We start from the raw sequence: 20,620 nt of genomic DNA on the forward strand, positions 1-20,620 counted from the left end.
CCTTGGGCAATGCGATTCCGACGCCCGCGAGATGCCGACCGATGCCCGCTTCGCGGCCGAGCAGCTTACTGGATCCCTGGCGGCGACGCTGATCTATGTCAGCCGCGGGCAGACGATTGCTTCCTCGACTGTGGAGGACTGAGCGTCCTCCTCCGCGCGCACGCCCGGACCGAACAGTACGGCGGCGGCCTGCGCCTGGCCGCCGTGCGCGCCGCGCCCGCCCGCCTGCTGCAACTCACCGGCGCCTGGCGGCACCTGCATTGCTACCTCAGCGTGGAGCACGCCCTCGCGGGGCGCCACTGACCTGGCGTGAGCGATCCAGCGCCGCAGCATCTGGCCCAGACCGGACGCATCGCGCCCGAACTGCAGGCCCAGAGTGCCACCACCAACACTCGGCCAGCCCCGGCCAGGCGACCTCCGCTCGCCTTACCACCGAGCATGACCCCGCCCCTGGCGCCGCAATCGCTGACGACCAGCCCCGCTTCACCCACGGTCGCTCTCTTCCGCACGCGCTTCATGCCTTACGTGCCTTACAAGATCATCGGCCTCTGACCTGCGAAGAGGTTAAGAACCCAAGATAACCATCGCGCTCGCCTCAGCCCAGCCGGGCGACTCCATCCGCCTGGTGCCCGGAACCTCTGCCGAGGCGACGATCGCCGTGGCGCCCGTCAGCGGCCCTTCGCAATGATCGCCCCCGCAGAAGGCGATCAGCTCCCGGCCGGAATCCCGCCGTCCTCGTCGGCTAGGACCCGGTAGACACTGGCCACCGACGGATGCCGGCCCTTGTTCTTACCCGCAGGGATGACCAGCTTGCGGGCGATGTCGGGCACCGCCACGCCACGGGCGCGCAGCGACCGGGCATAGGCGATCATGTCGTCGTCGAACACCTTGGGACGGCCGCCGTGCCGGCCGCGCTCGCGCGCCGAGGCCTGGCCTTCCAGCGACTTCTCCCGGATGTACTCGCGTTCGGACTCGGCCATCCCGGCGAAGAACGCGAACAACGCCGCCCCGTGCCCCGAGGGGTTGTAGATGCCCTGCAGCGGGCCGCTCAGCAGTTCCAGCTCGATGTCGTGGCGGCGTAGTTCCTCGGCGATGGCGAGCAGTTCGGCCGCGCCCCGGCCCAGGCGCTTCATCTCATGCTGCGAGTGCCGAAAATTACGTCCAATAGTCTGACCTGCAAGTCTTCGATTTACAGAGATCGCATTTTGAGCAGGTGCTCAAACGATGTTGAGCAGACGCTCAATTCAATTGAGCGCTTGCTCAAGCTTGTCCGATTGCTACCTGTCATCATGCAACGGAACCGCAGGTCAGGAAGGGTGGACGAGTTTTGAAACCCCACATGTTCTGGGTGATGCCTGCCCTCTGCTCCTTCCCCGCCTGCCTTGGCGGTTCTCGGGTTTGCCCGGGCGGTTCCCGGGTCTGTCCCGGGGGGGTGTGCTGGGATGCCGCTTCCGGCTCTGGTGTGTTAGACGGCGGCGACTCAGGTGTCTCTTCGGCCTTGCCGGGGCTGGGTGTTGCCGGCGTCGTGCGGTGCGACGCGGTCGGTGCGGCGGCCATCAGGGTCGGCCTGGCCGTTGTCGTGCGGATGGCGGCGGGCCGTGTGGAGCGCTGAGAGCTGGAGGTGGCCGTCGGGCGATGGGTGCTGGGCTTGCGGGGCGGTGTGATCGTCGGAGTGGTGGTGATGCGGCGCGGCTGTGTGGCGCTCCTGGTGGGGGAGGCGGTGAGATGGACGCGGGTGGCGTTGGCGGGGAGTCGGGCGGCGGCGTGGTTGTCGGGGGTGGGTAGTTCGTCGAGGGTGGGGGAGCTGGACGGGATGCTGGCCAGTAGTGCGGCGAGGGTGAGGTGGAGGAGCCCGGCCAGGATGGTGGAGATCCGTAAGGCCTGTCCTCGGTGGAGTGGGTGCTTCGTGGTGGGGTCGTCGTCCGGTCGGGTCATCGTGGTCTGGGAGTTGCTGCTGCGGCCATGTGCGGGGGTCCTCCAGGCGGTGCGGCGGGGCTTATTGATCTAGACACGGATGCTGACGGTGGTCAAGAGCCGTTGACTTGAAAGGTCCGATGCTCGGTGTTCGCGCAGGTGAGGTGGGTGTTAGGCGCCCGTGGCGGTGAGTTCGTCAGTTGCTGTGAGTTTGCTGGGAATCGGGGCGCCGTAGTGGTGTGTGGTGCTACGGCGACCAGGAGTTTTCACTGTGCGTGACATTGGGCGGGATCATATCGGATGATCTTTGTGTACTGGATCTCCGCAGCGGGAGCCGCCCGTACCGGTGGATTCAACAGTGTGTTCGCAAATTGAGGTAAGCCACATTCCGTAACTCTTGACCAAATGTCCAGATTTGTGGCGTGATGCGGGTGTTTTTGCTCGAAGGATCTTTAGGTCCTTCTTATCTGTGGCCCTATGGGCTGCATGCATCGTGGAGTGTGCCCGTGTCGCAATTACCCCTCGATCGACCTCGACCGACCCGACGTTTCCATCACACACGGTTACGCAAGTTGATCAGCGTGGCAGTGGCCGCCATGCTCCTGATCACGATGGCCCCCGCGCCGCCCGCCACCGCACAGACCGCCGCACTCAGCCCGGCAGAACCCGGCCTGCTGTCGCGCGTGTCAAGCTGGGTGGCCGGCTGGTTCGCCGAAGAACCCGAGGGCGAGATGCGCCCGTCCGGGCAGAAGATCATCCTGCCCGGGCGGGACAGCCCGCCGCAGCCGCTGAAACTGGACCCCGTCAACGAGCCCGGCAAGCGGGTCAAGGAACTGACCGGGCAACGCACCGCCGCCAGCAAGACCTTCGAGCTGGCCGACGGCCGCCGCCAGATCGAGATCTCCCCGGTCCGGCAGCACGCCCAGGACGAGCACGGCCGCTGGCAGCCGATCGACACCCGGGTACGCGAGCAGGCCGAGGACGGCTTCACCCTCGCCGCGACCAGGACCGCCTTCGAGGCGCGCTTCGGTGACCGCAGCGACAAGGTGCTGCGAGTGGGGCAGGGCACGGCACGGGTGACGTACGCGCTGCCCGGCGAGCCGAGGGCGATCACGCCCGAGGTGGACGGGGCCAAGGTGACCTACCGAGGCGCGTTCGGCGACGGCGCCGACCTGGTCTACGAGGTGACCCCGACCGGCGTGAAGGAGAACCTCGTCCTGTCCAACGCCCCCTCCGGAGCGCCGTCGTACGCGTTCACGATGACGGTCACGGACGGGCTGAAAGCCCAGGCCGGCCAGGACGGATCGATCACGTTCACCTTGGAGCAGGGCACCAGGCCCCTGTTCACGATCCCGAAGCCGATCATGACCGACGCCGCCGACGACCCGGCCGCGCCGACCGGCAAACGCTTCTCCGCGGCGGTCTCCCAGACGGTGAGCCAGCAGGGCGACCAGGTGACAGTCACGATCACCGCGGACGCCTCCTGGCTGGCCGCACCGGAGCGGGCCTGGCCGGTGACGATCGACCCGACCGTGGTGGTGACCCCGGCGGCCGGCCAGTCCAAGGACGTCTCCATCGTCTCCTCCGCGCCGACCACCAACTACTACTACGACTGGCGGCTGATGGCCGGCCGCACCGGCACCAGCGTGAACCGGTCCCTGCTGCAGTTCGACCTGAGCGGCCTGGTGCCCGCCGGAACCGTGGTCGACAAGGCAGAGCTGGGCCTCTACTACGACCAGACGCTGCCTGTCACCGGCACCACCGCCGTACCGCTGGAAGCCCGGGCGGTCACCAGCGCATGGGAAGACGACACCGCGACCTGGAACTCCATCAACGCCGCCATGGGCGAGGTCGCCGGCACCGCCACCTACCAGCCGCCGCAGGCCGGCCTGTGGCACACCTACCCGATCACCGGCCTGGTCCGGAGCTGGCTGGACGGCTCCAAGCCCAACCACGGCGTCATGATCAAGGCCGTCAACGAGACCGTCGCCGGCGGCGGCCCGAGCTACACCAGCGGCGAGTACGGGGCAGGCTTCCCCGAGCACCCGATGCCCAAGCTGACGATCACCTACGGCATGCCGTCGGTGCAGCTCGCCCGCGCGCTGATCGTGCACGCGACCGGCGCGGAGCTGTCCTGGACACCGTACGACGGGCCCGGCGAGATCGTGGAGTACCAGGTGCACCGCAGCACCGACAACGACTTCACCCCCTCGGCCGCCACCCTGGTGGCACCCCTGGACGGCGAGACCACCTCCTACACCGACACCTCCGCCGTCCCCACCGGCCACGTGGTCTACCGCATCGTGGCCGTCCGCGACGACGGCACCGCGTCGGCGTCCAACGCGATCCGCGAGGGACTGCCGAACGTCGGCGTGGCCCGCGCCACCATCCCGGCCAGTGTGGACACCACGCTGTCCAGCTGCCGGCCGACCGCGGGACATGACGTCCTGGACGGCCGCCCGAACGTGTCCGCGGGCTTCGGCGGCACCGCCTACGGCAACACCCGGGCGCTGCTGAAGTTCGACACCTCGATGATCCCCGCCAACGTCCAGCGGGTGAACGCCAGCGTGCGGCTGTTCCAGGTCGGCTACCGCGGCAGCGACCAGAGTTTCAGCTTCTACCCGCTGACCCGCGCCTTCGACGAAACCGCTGCCACCTGGACCAACGCCGCCCCCGGCGTGCCCTGGAGCAAAGCGGGCGGCGACTACGAGACCAGCCCCGTCGGGGAACCGTACATGGGCTTCCCGTCCGACGACTCCACCTGGTCGGTCATGGACGGCTTCGACGCGCTGGCGCAGCGCTGGGTGAACGACCCGGCCAGCAACCACGGCCTGCTGATCCGCGCCGACCAGGAGAACAGCAAGGCCTGCCCGACCAGTGGCAACGGCGCCACCTTCAGCTCCTCCGAGACGGGTGAGCCGGAGACGCGGGCGTGGCTGTCGGTCTTCTACTACGACCCGGCCCAGATCTACCACGCCCCCGCCACCCCCGCCCGGCTGGAGGGCGGTGAGCAGCAGACCATCCCCGTCACGATCACCAACCCCACCAGCGAGACCTGGCCCGCCGGCACCACCCGGCTCGGCTACTTCTGGAAGCTGCCCGACGGCACCGACGTCACCGGCACCACCCAGCTGTTCACCGCGCTGCCCACCGACCTGGAGCCTTCCGACACGGTCACCGTCCAGGCCCAGGTCAAGGCGCCGGTGCTGAACTCCGGCAACCTGGCCGACGCCGTCTCTCTCGTCTGGGACATCCAGGACACCGTCACCAACAACTGGAAGTCGGCCACCCACCACCTGCCGCAACTCCCGCAGCAGATCCGCGTCGACTCGCCCACCAGCGACCTGCTCGGCCTGGAGAAGTTCTACGCCTACACCGGCAAGAACACCGGCGCCGGCGGCACCGCGCTGGTCAACCTGTACGCGGGCAACGTGGTATGGGGCTACAACGCCTTCTCCAACCCCTCCCGCGGCGTGCAGACCTTCGCCCGGATGACCTACAACAGCCTCGACACCAGCGCCGCCTCACTCGGCTACGGCTGGTCCCTGCAGACCTCCACCCTGCAACGCCTCGGCTCGCAGCTCTACCTGCACCCGCCCGGCCAGGACTGGCCCGAGCAGGTACGCCTCACCGACGGCGACGGCACCACCCACGTGTGGCAGCGCGACCCGCCCACCTGCACCGCCAACTGTGAGTACAAGCACCCCCGCGGCGTGCACCTGTACCTGCAGAAGACCGGCTCGCCGGACCCGCTGCGCCAGTGGGTGTTCACCAAGCCCGACCGCACCCAGTTCTTCTTCGACGACGAGGGCTTCCAGTCCGCGATCGTCGACAAGAACGGCAACACCATGTCGTTCACCTACGAACGCCGCAAGTCCAACAACAAGCCCACCAAGTTCCTGCGCTACATCACCGACGCCACCGGCCGCCACACCCTGACCCTGGACTACTACACCAAGGGCCAGGACTACACCTACATCGACGACACCACCTGGCAGCCGGTCGAGGCCACCAAGCTGACCAACCCGCACATCATCGACACCGTCGAGTCGATCACCGACATCGCCGGCCGCAAGGTCACCTTCGCCTACACCGACAAGGGCCTGATGGCCCGCATGATCGACGGGGCCGGCGACGACGACGCGAAGACATTCGGCTTCGAGTACGACGCCACCCAAGGCAACAAGAACGTCAAACTCGTCAGGGTCATCGACCCTCGCTCCAACGCCGAGGACACGCCGCAGCCGGAAAAGTACGCCACGAAGCTGGACTACTACGACGCCACCGAAGACCCCGAAGACCTGTGGAAGGTCCAGACCCTCACCGACCGGCTGAACGGGCCGACCGGCTTCGTCTACGACGATCCGGACGGCTCGCAGGACGGGGTGATGCACGCCACGGTGACCGACCCACGCGGCAACCCGACGCGGTACGTGCTGGATGCCTACGGCCGTCCCGATGTCATCACCAACGCCAAGGACGAGCTCACCGATCTGGAGTGGGACGAAGACCACAACGTCCGCGCGCTGAAAGAGGCCAACGGCGCGCTCACCACGTGGGAGTACGACCAGAAGACCGGCTACCCGCTGAAGATCACCGACGCCGAGGCCAACAAGAATGGCACCGCGTCCACCACGCTGACCTACCAGGGCCCGGACAACTTCAAGGGATTCGTCGCCGACCTGGTGTTCAAGACCAGCCCGATGGGCAACCGGCCGGAAGCCGGTACAAACCCCAAGCACCACACCTGGCAGTTCGGCTACGACGAACGCGGCAACCTGACGGCCGTCACCGACCCGCTCGGCGTGCTGACCGCCGACCCGGCCGACTACACCACCCGCTACACCTACGACGACTTCGGCCAGTTGCAGACGTCGGTCGACGCCCGGGGCAACACCACCACCTTCGGCGACTACCACCCGACCGGCTACCCCGAGAAGATCACCGACGCCAAGAACAACGTCACCACCACCGCCTACGACATACGCGGCAACGTGCTGACGGTCACCGACGCCCTCGGCAAGACCACCACCCAGACCTACGACATCTTCAAACGCCCGCTGGAGTCGAAGGTCCCCAAGGACCAGGACGCCTCCCCACCAGTCCTCATCACCACGCCCGCGCCGGTCTACGACCGCAACGACAACGTGGTCGAGATGACCGCCCCCAACGGGGCCGTCTCCACCGCCGTCTACGACCGCGCCGACCAGTTGCTCAGCTCCTTCCTGCCCAAGGACACCACTGACGGGCCGGAGCGCAAGGCCACCTTCACCTGGGACCCGGCCGGAAACCTGAAGACCCAGACCGAGCCCAAGGGCCACCTGCCGGATGCCAACCCGGCCGACTACACCACCACCTACGAGTACGACGAGATCAACCAGCTGACCGACGTCTTCGCCACCGACGTCGCCAACAACAACCGCCGCAACAAGATCACCTACGAGTACGACAACGTCGGCAACACCGTCAAGATCATCGACCCGCGCAAGAACGCCACCCCCGACACCACCGACCGCACCGCGTTCTACACCTACGACCTCAACCACCGCGTCCGCACGGTCACTGACGCCGCCGGGTTCGTCACCGAGGTCCGCTACGACCTCGACGGCCGCGTGGTCGAGACCGAGGACCAGGACGACAACGTCACCCGCACCGACTACAACGAGCGCGACGAGGTCATCCGCACCAGCGTCCCGCACGCCGACACCTCCGACGGCGTCAAGCACGTCGTCACCGAGTACGCCTACGACCAGGTCGGCAACCGGACCAAGGTCATCACCCCGCGCGGCGTGGAAACCCCGGACGATGCGGCCGACTTCATCGCCGAAACCCGCTACGACGAGCTGAACCGGCCGGTCGAGGAGATCTACCCGTTCGACCCCGACGACCCGGTCTACAACAAGCCCGACAGCGTCTTCTACGCCTACGACGCGGTATCCCGACTGAAGGAGATCTCCCACCCGCCCTCCCACGGGCAGAGCATCCGCAACATCACCACGGTGACCTACTGGGACAACGGCTGGTCCAAGACCACCACCGACCCGTGGGACATCAAGGCCACCTACGACTACAACCAGCTCGGCCTGCAGACCAACCGCACCGTCACCAGCGCGGGCGGCTCCTCCCAGCGGGCGCTGGACTGGTCGTACTACCCCGACGGCAAGCTCAAGACCCACTCCGACGACGGCGTCCCCCTCGGCCTGGACGTCGTCCTGTCCGACAACTCCGACACCGGCCAGACCGTCACCACCGGCACCTGGACCCTCGCCGGCAGCGGCACGTCGGCGTCGAACATCGTCGGCCCGCAGACCACCGTGGAAGGCTTTGTCGGTTACGACTACGCCACCGCTCCCGCCGGCACCGGCCAGTCCGCCTTCACCTGGAACCTGACCACCCCCTCGGACGGCACGTACACGGTGCAAGTGCGCTACCCGACCGGCGCCACGGCCACCAACGCCACATACAAGATCAAACACCAGGGCGGCGAGGCGAGCGTCACCCTCGACCAGACCCAGAACCCCGGCACCTGGGTCGACCTCGGCTCCTACACCTTCACCGCCGGCACCGTCGGCACCGCCGGCAGCGTCACCCTCACCGACGAGGCCAACGGCACGGTCGCGGCCGACGCGGTCAAGCTGGTGCGCGACAACAGCGGCGAGACCGATACCGAGAAGAAGGACTTCACCTACACCTACGACGCCAACGCCAACCTCACCTCGATTGTCGACGCGTCCCCGACCGCCAAGATCGACATCTGGGACGTCTCCTACACCAATCTCAACCAGATCCAGCAGATCCTGGAAAAGGTCGGCGACACCAACCCGACGGTGAAGAACACCACCGGGTACAAGTACAACGAGAACAGCGCGGTGGTGGAGCGCACCCACGACAAGACCGTCGCCACCTACGGCTACGACGTGCGGGACCTGGTCGATGAGGTGGTCAACAAGAAGTCGGCCACCGACCCGGCGCCGAAGACCACCGGCTACACCTACACCTCTCGCGGCGAGCGGGAGACGGAGACCAAGGCAAACGGCAACACCGTCACCTACGACTACTTCCTGTCCGGAGCGCTGCGCCACTCCTTGGAGACCAAGCCCAACGCCACCGTGGTATCCGAGCACACCATCGGCTACCAGGGCAACCTGCAGCGCGCGAGCGACCACGTCAAGGTACAAAACGCCGACAACCTGAGCGCGTATCTCGAACACGACTACACCTACACCTACGACCCCCGCGATCGCATCGCCAAAACCGTCAAGACCCCCGTCGGCGGTGGACCAGTCGAGACGGAGACCTACTCCCACGACGCCAACAGCAACGTCTGGGAGCAGGAGATCCTCGGCAAGAAGACCACCTTCACCTACGACCGCAACCGCCTGATGACGTCGGTCGCCAACGGCCAGACTTCCATCTACACCTACGACCCCTACGGCCGACTGCGCACCATCCAGGGCGGCGGCAAGACCAGGGAGAAGTACACCTACGACGGCTTCGACCACGTCACCCGCCACGAAAAACTCGGCACCGACGGCGTCACCAACACTGTCACCACCTACACCTACGACCCACTCGACCGCACCACCAGCAAGACCGAGAAGGAAGGCACCTCTTCCGCCAAGACCACCGACTACTCCTACCTTGGCCTGTCCGCCGAGGTCTTAGACGAAGTGGTGGCCGGCAAACTCACCAAATCCTTCCAATACAGCCCTTGGGGCGAACGCCTGTCTCAGGTCAAGGTCAACGCCGACAACAGCGAAGAGTCCTCCTACTACGGCTACAACCCACATACCGACGTCGAACAGATCACCAAGGAGAACGGCGACACCCGCGCCACCTACGGCTACACCGCCTACGGCACAAACGACGACAAACTCTTCACTGGCGTCGACAAGCCCGACCCCATCGACCCCGCCGCCAAAGAGGAGTACAACCCCTACCGCTTCAATGCCAAGCGCTGGGACAACTCTACCGGCATGTACGACATGGGGTTCCGCGACTACAACCCCAACCTCAACCGCTTTCTCACCCTCGACAACTACAACGGCGCGCTGGAGGACCTCTCCCTCTCCCTTGATCCCTGGACTGGCAACCGTTATGCCTTTGCCGGCGGCAACCCCATTACAAACGTCGAACTCGACGGCCACGATTTCTGGGATTGGCTCGACGCCAATAAGGACGGAATCGCACAATCCACCCAAGCCGGTGCCGAAGCTGCGCTGGGCCTGCTTGGGATGGTCGGCGGCGGGATGCTGGTCATTTCCGGGGGTGGACTCTGCGTCATCACAGCCGGTGGAGGGTGCGCGGTAAGCGCCGGAATGATTGCCGGAGGTGCGGCACTCGCAACGGTGGGAGCAGGGCTTGGTATAGACGCTGGCCGTCGGATGAGTGAGATCCGGTGGCGCGATGGGTCGCCATCCCCCAAGGCCATTGAAGCTCCCAAGAAGGCGGAAACTCAAAAGAATACACCCGGCGTGGCCATCGGGGGCTACCGGACCAAAGAAATAACCGGGAACTGGATGCGCGGCTCCCATGGAAACGCTGGAGCCATCCCGCGCCAAGTGGCCGACAAATTGCGTGGACGAGAATTCGAGAGCTGGCGAAAATTCAGAGAAGCGTTCTGGAAGGCCGTGGCCGACACCCCGGAATTACTTAAGCAATTTACCAAACAAAACCAAGGCAACATACGCAAGGGTAAGGCTCCCAGCTCGAGCGAGGGAGCCAAATATGAAATCCACCACAAGACGCCCGTAGTGCAAGGGGGTGCGGTTTACGATCTAGATAATCTTATTGTTGTAACCAAAAAAGTACACGATGAAATCCTCGAGAAGGGGTACCACAACGGAAGCGTAAGGGCGACCGCCGAATAGCGCGCAGCGATACTAGAGCGGCCCAGGGCGGCGAAGCCCTGGGCTGCCGGTCTCTTGTGCGAATACTCGTGTCTGGTACCCTTATGACTGCGGTCAACATGTTATTGCTGATAGGAGTGTGGACATGACCCTACGGCCAGAGTTGCGCGCACCGGCGATCGATCCCGGTTTCCTCGCTCGCCTGGCAACGATGATTGACGAAATCGCAAACGCTATCGAGCGCGGCGAAGATGTCAGGTGGGCCGTCGACGAGTTTAATAAACTCACTGGACGACACTATGACATTACGTCGTTTAGGAAGTACTGGCAGGCATGGGACGCGGAAGACTTTGCTCGGCAAGCCGCACGTCCTGTGCCTCGAAAGGTCTCGGATGTAACTAGAGATGATCTTATTGAGATCGTACAGCTTATGATGGAGGGCGATGAGGACTCGGATTATTATCAAGAGCTGTTCGACGCGAACGTGCCACACCCCAACATAGGGGAGCTGCTATTTGTAAAGCCCGACGACGATGAAGATGATTCAGCGGAGCGGATAGTCGATAAGGCGCTCGCCTATCGACCGTTCGCACTGTGACGCTTGCTCGCCGGGCGGATTCAACCGGTGCTCGCAACACTTCATCGGTGGAGGTGTTGGTGCATGGGCCTGGGCAAGAAACAACAGGCTGTCCGGTTGTATCGCGGTCAGATTCCCTCACCGGGACGGCCGACTGTCGCTTGGCGACAGGACCGCGTCCGGTTCTGGCAAGCGATCGCTCGAGGAGCGACTTCGGAGGACGCCGCAGCGGAGATCGGCGTGTCGCCGGTGGTCGGGACGCGCTGGTTTCGCCAGGCTGGCGGTGTGCCGCTCGAATATTATTGAGTTACGTGGTCTGAGCTGCGGTCATGCGGCGTGGTGGTATTCGTTGATCGTGCCTGTGGCGACGGATTTTCGGCGGACGATCCGTTGGTCGTTGAGGTCGGTTACGTCGCGGGCGGGCTGGGTTGCGATGTCCGGGGGACGTTGGTGCCTGGACTGGTGCGGCCGGTGCCCGTTGTAGTGGATCAGGTACTCCTGAAGCACAAGGGCCAGGTGGCGTTCGTTGAGGATCAGGATCCGGTCGAGGAGTTCGCGGCGTAGGGTGCCGATGACGCGCTCGCAGATGGCGTTCATTCTCGGCGTCCGCGGCAGCGTGGTGATGTCCCCCAGCCCTTCAGATGTGAAGACCTCCCGGATGGCGGAGGTGAAGAGCGGGTCTCGATCGTGGATCACAAACCGTAGCCCGGAGTGGCGATCACCAAGATCCATCATGAGATTGCGGGCCTGCTGCACTGTCCATGCCCCGGTTGGGTGCGCGGCTACTCCGGCACGGTGCAGTTTCCGGGTGCCGTGCTCGATGAAGACCAGCACGTACAGGCGTTTGAGCATCATCGTCTCGACCACGAGGAAGTCGCAGGCAACGATCGCGTGGGCTTGAGCGGTCAGGAACTGTCGCCAGGTCGGCCCGGCCCGGCGGGGTGCCGGATCGATACCGGCTGTGTGCAGGATCTCCCACACCGTGGAGGCCGCGATCGGATAGCCCAGGCGAGCCAACTCGCCTTGTATTCTCCGGTGCCCCCAGGTCGGGTTCTCCCGCGCCATCCGAACGATCAGTCTCTTGACGGGTTGACGGGTTGACGGGTGCGGGGCCGTCCCGGGCACCGCCTGTCGGTGAAGGTCCATTTACGGGCTACCAGGTGACGATGCCAACGCAGGATCGTCGCTGGAGTGACCGGGAGGATTTCCGTCCACTGGTGGCGGCAGATTAGCCGCGATAGCGCTGCAAGCCAGAGCCGGTCGGCGTGGTCCCACCGCGGCCGACCATCGAGTTGACGGCGGAGCACCTGGTTCTCGTGTCGGAGCACCAGCAGCTCAACATCTTTGGACAGATCAGTGCGGACCAGCACGGTCAGCACGTCGAACAAGCACCTCACCAACCGGTAGACAAGCGATAACAACACCTCGAGATGGTCGCAGCCGCTGCGCTGATCATGCAGCAAAACCCCAGCTCACAGCACGAAACTGTATTTCCGAGCGGGACAAGCGTGGATGCCGTACTTGGGGCGCGCCGATGCCGGCACCCTTCTCCCGGCCTCACATGCCCGTTAGCGTCCACGGGCGTGGTGTATAGGTTGGAGCACGTGCCGAGCACAGCGATCGTCACCTGTACGCAGTGTCGGCGTGCTCTGCGGTGGGGCGTTCATCGTGTGGCGCACCTGCATGATCAAATCAGGGTGTTCGCCGTGCTCGATGCGTGCTCGCACGCCCCGTCACGCGTCGTCAGGGCCCGGCACCACTTGACACGCATTGTGCGCCGAGACGGTATAAATCACCGTTAGATGACACTCCACCACACTTAAAGATCTTGCTTCTAATCCGATTGTTGCAGGTACGAACTTTGTAGGGCGCGCTCTGAGCATGGTTCTGACCTGCGAGAGCGAAGGATCGGATGCGTCTAGAGATCTATATCTAGCGGCTGCGTGCTCCGTGTGTGCTCGGAGGCGCCAACTCTGCACAGGCCTCGATCCGATTCGCTGTCCCCGGACTCTGCGGTAAGGGCGGTGGCCCCGGCAGCCATTGAGAGAAGACGGCCGGTGCGGGGCCGGACGCTTAATCCGACTGTCAGCCTCGCAGTGAGATGAGTTCCCCGATTCGGTCTAGTCTTTATCGCCGTACAACAGGGCGGCGGCCTTCTCGGCCGCGGCCACCTGCGGGTGGATCCGCGGTATTGGGGGCGAAGGTGCCGGAGGTGTGTCCGGCGTTTCCAGCCTCACCTTCATCTCCATCCCGGGCGGCAGTCTCAGCGCGGCGACGCCATGGCGCAAATTGTGGAAGGGGTGGGCGGAAAGGCCCGTGAGGCAGGCCGGCCGCAGGGAGGATTGGAGATTCCTTGAGGGCATGGGCGGCTGCTGTCGCGCTGAGTGATCACGAATCCGCTGTCGGTCCAGGCCTCGCTCATGGCAGCCGTTCTGGAGATGCTGCCGGGGAGGCGTGCATGACTCGGTTCGTCCTTGCATGTCACGCTTTGCGATCACGTGAGACCGTTGATCGCCCGGGTCCCTCGGAGCAGTCTCATGTCGGTTTGACCAAAGCCTGGCCTGCCGCCCTGTCCTAACTTGGCTCTGCGGGTCGGTATTTAGGTAAGTGACAGGGACAAGCTCGTCCGCCGGATCGGGACGATGATGCCGACAGTACATTTCGCCCGCATCGCCGAAGCCTCATGCCTTCATGTTCCGGGGCGGCAGCGAAGCCGTCATGCATGCAAGCGGCTGGCCATGTGCGTGAGGCCGGCCTTGTTCCATCACGCCCATACCGACAGTGCGCCCAGGCGGAGCCTGCACGTGGGTCGGGACACGTGACCAGCGGATATCGCTTGACGTGGGCGGTGGAGGTGGGCGTCGATACCGACCGCCCCGGGCCAATCGGTGGCTCCCGACCGTCCCGCTGCGGCCCCTACGGGCCTGTGTGGGCCGACAGGGGCCCAGTCGGTCTGGGGCGGAGCATGCGCATGCCGCATTCCCGGGGGACGCTGCGCGGTGACCCTGTGCGGGCATCGGCCCGATGAGTAAGGCCGCCGGTGGCGTCCCGCACGGGCGACAACGCAGCTGTGGTCCTCGGCGGCGGGGCGGGCCGCAGGAAGTGCGGCGTCGGGCAAGCCGGCGGCGTGATATCAGCGAACAAGAGGAAGGGCGCGACAGCGACGGTGAATGGAACCACCTTCAAGACGTGTTCCTGCCGGGACGAGGCGACCGGCAAGCGGCTGGGCAAGGCCTGCCCGAAGCTGCGCCGCCCGGGCGGAGGCGGGAAGTGGTGCAGTGCCCACGGCCGGTGGGCCTACCAGCTCGAGCTGCCCGCGCACGCGGACGGTCGGCGGCGCGACCCGCTGCGACGGCGCGGCTTTGCCACGCTCGAGGAGGTGGAGGCCGAGCTGGAGCACGCCCGGGCGCTGCTGGCGCTGGATGAGGAGCCGGTGGGTGGCCGCCTGGCCTAGAAATGTGTAGGTGTGCGAGGGCGTCCAGACCATCACGGGCGACGGCCGGGGCACGGACGCGTCCAGCAGGGCGCGGGCGCGGTGTACCCGAGGCGGGCGCGGCCGGTGTACGGGCAGATATCGGCGGCGGACGGCCGCGTCAGCGGCCGTGTCAGCGCGACATCGGCCGGGCATCAGAGCGGTCCGGGACCGTAACGACCATGAACGGTTCAGTGATCGCGGCCGCGACGCCGCGTAAGGCGTACGAGGACAAGATCGTCCTGAACGGCATCGACTTTCGCCACACCATGCGGGGCCCGCTGGCCCGCTACGACGCCATGCTTGGGAGGCTCGTGGCCATCGGGGTCATCATCGGGCTCGTGCCGGCTGGCAAGAAGGGGCCGAGGGCGCGGCCATCAGCTCCATCGTCGTTCACCCCGCTCATCGAGACCCTGCGCGGCCTGCTGACCGGCCCGCCGTCGGCGGGCCAGGTCATCATGGCGATCGCCGGGTGCGCCGGGCTCTCTTTGCTCGGCTACCTGTGGGTACGCGCGCAGTTCACGACGCGAGCATGAGTTTGGCCGGCTCGCGCCGGTCAAAGCTGCCGACCGGCCCGGGTCAGCACCTCGGCGATCAACGGGTGATACGTGTGCTCCTCAGCCGTGGACAGCAACGGCATGAAACTCGCTTGTCGCAGCGACAAAGGCATCTGCTCATGGACCAGCCCAGGACGAGCCTGAGAACGGGAATTCTTCCTTACCGCATCCTCGCAGGCGCCAGGTCGTCGCTTCGCGGGATGGCGCCGGTGTGCCGTGGCGGCGTACAACCGGGAGCTGTGACATCAGCCCATCACTCTGTCCGACGTCGGCCAGAACGTCCGCTGCTCGGGATCGGGTGTGCGGCCCAGGTTGTTCAGCTCGACCGGTGCGTATGCCGCTAGCAGTGCCCCTGGGCCACAGCGAAGCTCCGCGTGCAAGATGATCTGTGGAAGACCCTTGCTACTGCGGACGCGTGATCACTCTCGGCAGCAGGTCACGGCAGGCATGGTCAAGAGAGACCGAAATGATCGGAACGGCCGCTACCGGCTCGGCCGCAGGGATGACATGAAACTGCTGGAAGGAGTGTCCGATGGCCGCTCGGATCAAGGTAGGGACCACCCGGTGGCAGCCGTGCTGGCGCTTGCCGCGGCGGCCACCGTGGCCGGGATGAAGGGCTACACCGCGGTCAGCGGCTGGATCGCCGACGTGCCCACCGAGGTCCAGTCCGACCTGTACATGCGCGCGGGCGCCACGCCCGCCGCCCGCCCAGCAGGTCCACAATCTGGCGCATCTTGTCGGCCACCGACGCCGACGCCCTGGACGCCGCGATCGGTACCTGGCTGACCGCCACCCTCCTGACCCGCCAGAACGAGCACGACACCGTGACCAGCGGCGACACCGGCGACAGCGGGCGTACGGCGTTGACACACCTGCGCCTGGACGGCAAGATCATTCGCGGCGCCACCAACGCCGACGGCACCCAGCGGCACCCTGATCGCCGCCCTGCTCGGCCCGCCCGACCAAGCTGTCGTGGCGGCCTCGGCCGAGGTGGACGGCGCCAAGCCGCGGGAGACCATCGCCCCCCGCAACCTGCTGAAGGCCGCGACCTGACCGGCGTGATCGTTACCGGCGACGCGCTCCACACCGTCAAGGCCACCGCTGGGCTGATCCGCGCCCAGGGCGGCCACTTCGTCTTACCGGTCAAAGAAAACCGCCGCGCGCTGTTCGACGCGCTCAACGCCCTGCCCTGGCCGACCGTCCCGCACGCGCACACCAGTATCGACATCGGACACCGGCGAATCGCCACCCACACCATCCAGGTCCTGCCCGCTCCCGCACGCCTGCCGTTCCCACACGTCAGCCAGATCCGGCTGATCGAACGCTACGTCACCACCCGCGACGGCACCCCGATCTCCACCATCGCCCAGCTCGGCGTCACCAGCGCCGGCCCCGATCTGGTCACCCCCGCCGACCTGGCCCGCGTGGCTCGCCTGGTCCGCGTCCGGTGGGGCATCGAAGTCGTGCACTGGATCCGCGACACCCTGTTCCGCGAGGACGACTCCCGCGTCCGCATCCGCTCCGGACCCCGCGTCCTGGCATCCCTGCGCAACCTCGCCATCAGCGCGCTCCTCCTCCAGCTGCGTGCACACTCCGGCGATCGGGGTGCGCAACTCGTGGCTGGAGGAGCCTGGCCGGACGTACCGACATCGCCGAAGCCACCCGCTGGGCCTGCCGCTACATGACCAGGCCCTTCACCATCCTCGGGCTCATATCATGATCTTGAAACGACCGTGCCGGTACTTGGTCGCCGGCCGGGTAAGGCCCCGAGCGGCCCGGTCGGCACGGCGTTCCAGAGGATCTTCTTGAGGCGGGCTGGCGGTGGGCTTTTGTGGTGCCGGAGTTACCGCACCACTTCCGCGTTGATCTGCAGCCAGACGGTCGGCGACCACTGGGTGCACTTGGACCTGCCACCCCCGCTGCCGCGGTTGCAGGCCTGGACGGTGAAGGGATAGGCCCGCGGCTCTGAGCCCGAAACGCGCCACGTCGTGACCCGCTTCAATCCACCAGGGACCTCGCGCTGATTCCCGTAGCCGCGGATATTGTAATGAGTCGATTTATACCCGCCGTAGTACACCTTCATAGTGCCGGCGCATGAATCGTAGATGGCGCCCAGATAGGGGCTGGCGTCGAACTCGTACCGAGGAGGGTATCCGCCGATGTTCCGGCCGCCCGCGCCGAAGGTGAGGGTGCCCAGATTCACGTAGCAGTCGGCCGACTTCGCCTGCTGAGCCGCGTCGGCGGTGGCGGCCGTCGGCAGCATGATGCCCGCCGCGGTGAGAACGGCCGCGGCGACGGCCATTGCGCGAGGAAGTTTCAGGTCATTCATGACGCTCCTACCCAGACGATTTGCTCTGGGCTCAGTACATGACGGGGAACAGTGGAACGGCATGAGTACCCCGTACTCAATTCCCGGACGCGATTTCCGGTACCTGGCCGGGTAGGGGCGAAACGTGGCAGAGCTGCGGGATGTGCTCGTCGTCGGTGGCGGTCCAGCAAGCGCGGCCGCCTTGCGGCCGAACAGTCGCGTCCGCAGGCCGACGTCCTGCTGCTGGACCGCGAGGACTTCCGGCGCGACAAGGCGTGCGGGCCTCCGCGACGGTCACCGCAGGCCCGCTGACCTCGACAGAATTCTCCACCACCCCCACCCCCAAAGGGGTATCTCTGACCAGCAGTTCAGCGTTCGACTGCCCCTGCCTCTCGTACTTGCAGAGTCTGATCAGACGGGTGAACGAAGAGTCTCGATGAACATCGAATCCGAGGGACATCCTGGCTTAACGGGCAACCAAGGTGGGCCGTTTGGAACTCTCGCCGACATCAGGGACCCCAGGTGGGGTGGGCAGCGCCTGGGTCGGCAACTGGGGATAGGTGACGAGATGAGCCACCCCTGTCAGCAGCCGGGCGACGGCCGTAGCTCGATGGTCAGGTACGGCGACTGGTGCACAGCGGAGAGATTCGGAAACAATGGCGCTGTTGCGACAGCCTGCTGCTCGGTTGTCCACGCATAAAGAGACGTTGTTCCGATCACGCATACGGACACGGAGTTGCTGACGTACCAGCCATACCCAGTGACGGTTCGCATTCCCCCGCCCGCGTTTGACCGAACAACGTCCACGAAAACGCGGATGAGGGAGATGTTGTCCAGCGAGCCACCAGGCAGATTACATATGTGGAAATCATCGCCAACCATGACGAATGTATAGAACAGTCGGACGTCCGGCTCCCATACGCCGAATGTGCAGGTGAACTGCGCCTGCGCAGCGGCGCTGGTCTGCTTTTCTGAGCCCTCCGCTGCGAGACGCATCAGGGAGAGGCCATCCGGATCCACGGACGACGCAATCATCTCACCGTCTGCGTTCATGGAGAATTCGAGTGTGGGGAATGTCCTCGCGACGCCATCGGCCGCAAGGGACCCCGTCTCGCTGGACATCCTTCCCACCCAGGTCTCGTTGGGCAGGGGAGTGAGGTCGACGAAGCTCCCCGAGTAGCCGCCGGCGCCCGGCGATCGCGCAGCCGTCAGCAGGAAGCGATGCGTTTCGAGGTCAGGGGCGCCGCTTTTGACCGGAGCTGAATCTTTTCCCAGGTAATGCATTTGTGCAGCCGGACCAGCCAGTCGGATGTCGGGACGATTCGCGCTTTGCGCGAGATGGCGAACGCTGTCGAGCACGCTTGCGGGCACATCATCCGGCGCGGAACTCGCCGCCGCCGCAGAGGTGAGCGGCGCAGAAGTGATGGCTGCTAATAAGGTGAATGCCGCGCATCCACGCAGCAGAGATCGCGCACCGATTCGCATCGCCAGGCTCCTTCGAACGAGCCCCCCCTCACAGATTCGCGCGCGTGTTGCAGAGATAAATCTCTGCCTGAACGCCACCCCTGTCAACCCCCAGTGCTGTTCAATGGCGATTTGATCGCGACTTCGCTGTCCCGGTGCGCTGGCCGAAATCCACCCGCCGCCGGACGACTCAATAGGGGGTCGGCCCACATATGCCCAAAACCCACATTCAGGCCGATAAATCTGAGGGCCGCCGTTGGCACCGTCGTACCAGCTCGCCGGGCCTTGACCGGCCACCGCATCCCGAGGGCTGAACACCGTTCGCCTGGGCTGCTCTCGGAGGCGCTGCCGAGCATGCATCCCGCATCGATCCCCTCATCGAACGCGGCCCGTTCCGCCGGCCACCAGAGGTCAGGCCGGGCGGAGTCTGCTTCCTTCCGGCGTGAAGGTGAAAGCGTCCTGGAATGCTCTTCTTCCCAAGCGGACGGCTCGAGTACGTCGGTGAGTGGGCGATCCTGAGCAGCCCAGCAGAGGAGTCTCCGTCGCAGGGACGCGTGCTCCTCCGCCGTAAGGGTCGTGTCGGGCTGTAACCATCCATGATCGTGGGCGAGTTCGGCGTAGATCGAGGCGACGGCGTCCTGGCCGGGAACAGGCAGTACGGTGCTGAGCGCTCCGGTCACGCCGAGGGAGTTGAAGACGCCCCGGGATTCCAGCGTCCGCAGTGCTCGCGCCCACTCCTGATCGTGGTGTTCGGCGTAGGCCAGGTGATCGAGCAGGAGGCGCAGCGCCATCTCACCACCGAACATGCCGGGCCTTGAGGTGGGCGCGGATCTCGGCCGACGAGCGCGGGCCGGGGAAGGTCGTCATGATGCTCATTCTCATGTCACAGCCGTCCGGCGCTTCCGCGAGGCCGGTGCGGGCCCGGTGCGGGCCCGGCATCGGCGAAGCCTCATCCCGCAGGACGGCTCACGGCGGGTGAGGTGTCCATGCGCCAGGCCTGCCGCAGGATGACCGCCAGGCACACCACTTCCACGGCGGCCAGGACCAGGTAGTGGGGTTTCGCCGATCCGCCGCCGATGATGAACGCCGCGGTCAGCGGGACCGCCACCAAGGTGACCCGCCGGGTCACCGCCGGTTTCAACACACGCGACAACACCACCATCACGATCGGGATCTCGACCATGACCGCGGATCCCACCAGGAGCAGCGGGGTGACGGGTACGCCCTCGGCATGCCCCGCCATGAGCCCTCGCAGAAATCCGGCGTCCAGGAAACTGAGGACATCCGCGTAGAGCATGGTGAACATGACGACGATCCACAGGGTGGAGAGTCTTGCTCGCACGTCACTCATTTCGGCCTCGGCGCCTTTCTGGGTCGTTGGACGGGGGGTCCGGGGATTCCCGGCCGGTTCCGCGCGGCTGCCGGCGATGACGGAAGCTGCCCGTACCGGTCATGGGGACAGGCTGGCGCGACGGGCGG

General features: G+C 65.7%; 13 protein-coding genes and 1 pseudogene. 8 read left to right on the top strand and 6 right to left on the bottom strand.

Features of this window, described 5'->3' with window-relative positions; all coding sequences use genetic code 11:
* Positions 1-9 precede the first annotated feature (9 nt).
* The gene (locus ACBJ59_RS52115; protein WP_375117418.1) at positions 10-303 is read left to right on the top strand and encodes an STAS domain-containing protein; all 294 of its coding nucleotides are present in this window, start codon (positions 10-12) and stop codon (positions 301-303) included.
* 404 nt (positions 304-707) lie between these two features.
* On the opposite strand, the gene ACBJ59_RS52120 is transcribed toward ACBJ59_RS52115, so the two are convergent.
* The gene (locus ACBJ59_RS52120) at positions 708-1,133 is read right to left on the bottom strand and encodes a recombinase family protein (protein ID WP_375117419.1); all 426 of its coding nucleotides are present in this window, start codon (positions 1,131-1,133) and stop codon (positions 708-710) included.
* Positions 1,134-2,495: 1,362 nt separating this feature from the next.
* Here ACBJ59_RS52120 and ACBJ59_RS52125 point away from each other — a divergent pair.
* The 3 genes and pseudogenes from ACBJ59_RS52125 to ACBJ59_RS52135 form a co-directional block, all read left to right on the top strand.
* On the top strand, positions 2,496-10,784 hold the full coding sequence (locus ACBJ59_RS52125; protein ID WP_375117504.1) for a DNRLRE domain-containing protein: 8,289 nt from the start codon (positions 2,496-2,498) through the stop codon (positions 10,782-10,784).
* Between the two features lie 124 nt (positions 10,785-10,908).
* Positions 10,909-11,361: a hypothetical protein gene (locus ACBJ59_RS52130; RefSeq protein WP_375117420.1), complete on the top strand. Its 453-nt coding sequence runs from the start codon at positions 10,909-10,911 to the stop codon at positions 11,359-11,361.
* 63 nt (positions 11,362-11,424) lie between these two features.
* Positions 11,425-11,628, top strand: a pseudogene (locus ACBJ59_RS52135) (IS30 family transposase); the annotation flags it as partial.
* 39 nt (positions 11,629-11,667) lie between these two features.
* On the opposite strand, the gene ACBJ59_RS52140 reads toward ACBJ59_RS52135, so the two are convergent.
* A complete protein-coding gene (locus ACBJ59_RS52140; RefSeq protein ID WP_375117421.1) occupies positions 11,668-12,405 on the bottom strand; it encodes an integrase core domain-containing protein in 738 nt (245 codons plus the stop codon).
* Between the two features lie 2,101 nt (positions 12,406-14,506).
* On the opposite strand from ACBJ59_RS52140, the gene ACBJ59_RS52145 reads away from it, so the two are divergent.
* From ACBJ59_RS52145 to ACBJ59_RS52160, 4 genes are all read left to right on the top strand, one after another.
* Positions 14,507-14,794: a hypothetical protein gene (locus ACBJ59_RS52145; RefSeq protein ID WP_375117422.1), complete on the top strand. Its 288-nt coding sequence runs from the start codon at positions 14,507-14,509 to the stop codon at positions 14,792-14,794.
* 200 nt (positions 14,795-14,994) lie between these two features.
* Positions 14,995-15,348, top strand: a complete 354-nt coding sequence (locus ACBJ59_RS52150) for a hypothetical protein (protein WP_375117423.1) — start codon at positions 14,995-14,997, stop codon at positions 15,346-15,348.
* Between the two features lie 528 nt (positions 15,349-15,876).
* Complete coding sequence (locus ACBJ59_RS52155) at positions 15,877-16,155, top strand: transposase family protein (protein ID WP_375117505.1); 279 nt, start codon at positions 15,877-15,879, stop codon at positions 16,153-16,155.
* Positions 16,104-17,054 (top strand): ISAs1 family transposase, encoded by a 951-nt coding sequence (locus ACBJ59_RS52160; protein WP_375117424.1) that lies wholly within the window; start codon positions 16,104-16,106, stop codon positions 17,052-17,054. The genes ACBJ59_RS52155 and ACBJ59_RS52160 overlap by 52 nt, the downstream gene beginning before the upstream one ends.
* A gap of 158 nt (positions 17,055-17,212) precedes the next feature.
* Here the strand turns inward: ACBJ59_RS52160 and ACBJ59_RS52165 are convergent, their stop codons facing one another.
* The 4 genes from ACBJ59_RS52165 to ACBJ59_RS52180 form a co-directional block, all read right to left on the bottom strand.
* Positions 17,213-17,698 (bottom strand): hypothetical protein, encoded by a 486-nt coding sequence (locus tag ACBJ59_RS52165; protein WP_375117425.1) that lies wholly within the window; start codon positions 17,696-17,698, stop codon positions 17,213-17,215.
* Positions 17,699-18,259: 561 nt separating this feature from the next.
* Positions 18,260-19,162 carry a hypothetical protein gene (locus ACBJ59_RS52170; protein ID WP_375117426.1) on the bottom strand — a complete coding sequence of 301 codons (903 nt, stop codon included), beginning with the start codon at positions 19,160-19,162 and terminating at the stop codon, positions 18,260-18,262.
* An 83-nt stretch (positions 19,163-19,245) separates the two neighbouring features.
* Positions 19,246-19,932, bottom strand: coding sequence for a hypothetical protein (locus ACBJ59_RS52175; protein ID WP_375117427.1), 687 nt, complete (start codon positions 19,930-19,932; stop codon positions 19,246-19,248).
* Between the two features lie 158 nt (positions 19,933-20,090).
* Positions 20,091-20,483, bottom strand: a complete 393-nt coding sequence (locus ACBJ59_RS52180) for a DUF6326 family protein (protein WP_375117428.1) — start codon at positions 20,481-20,483, stop codon at positions 20,091-20,093.
* Between the last annotated feature and the right edge of the window lie 137 nt (positions 20,484-20,620).

The sequence above is a fragment of the Nonomuraea sp. MTCD27 genome, assembly GCF_041950495.1.
In the GTDB taxonomy this organism is placed as follows: domain Bacteria; phylum Actinomycetota; class Actinomycetes; order Streptosporangiales; family Streptosporangiaceae; genus Nonomuraea.

Excerpts from the sequence above, each read along its gene's own strand:
- ACBJ59_RS52170 (WP_375117426.1), bottom strand. The coding sequence starts at position 19,162 with ATGCGAATCGGTGCGCGATCTCTGCTGCGTGGATGCGCGGCATTCACC.
- ACBJ59_RS52155 (WP_375117505.1), top strand. The coding sequence starts at position 15,877 with ATGAAACTGCTGGAAGGAGTGTCCGATGGCCGCTCGGATCAAGGTAGG.
- ACBJ59_RS52165 (WP_375117425.1), bottom strand. The coding sequence starts at position 17,698 with ATGAATGACCTGAAACTTCCTCGCGCAATGGCCGTCGCCGCGGCCGTT.
- ACBJ59_RS52175 (WP_375117427.1), bottom strand. The coding sequence starts at position 19,932 with ATGGCGCTGCGCCTCCTGCTCGATCACCTGGCCTACGCCGAACACCAC.
- ACBJ59_RS52115 (WP_375117418.1), top strand. The coding sequence starts at position 10 with ATGCGATTCCGACGCCCGCGAGATGCCGACCGATGCCCGCTTCGCGGC.
- ACBJ59_RS52150 (WP_375117423.1), top strand. The coding sequence starts at position 14,995 with ATGAACGGTTCAGTGATCGCGGCCGCGACGCCGCGTAAGGCGTACGAG.
- ACBJ59_RS52120 (WP_375117419.1), bottom strand. The coding sequence starts at position 1,133 with ATGAAGCGCCTGGGCCGGGGCGCGGCCGAACTGCTCGCCATCGCCGAG.
- ACBJ59_RS52130 (WP_375117420.1), top strand. The coding sequence starts at position 10,909 with ATGACCCTACGGCCAGAGTTGCGCGCACCGGCGATCGATCCCGGTTTC.
- ACBJ59_RS52140 (WP_375117421.1), bottom strand. The coding sequence starts at position 12,405 with ATGGCGCGGGAGAACCCGACCTGGGGGCACCGGAGAATACAAGGCGAG.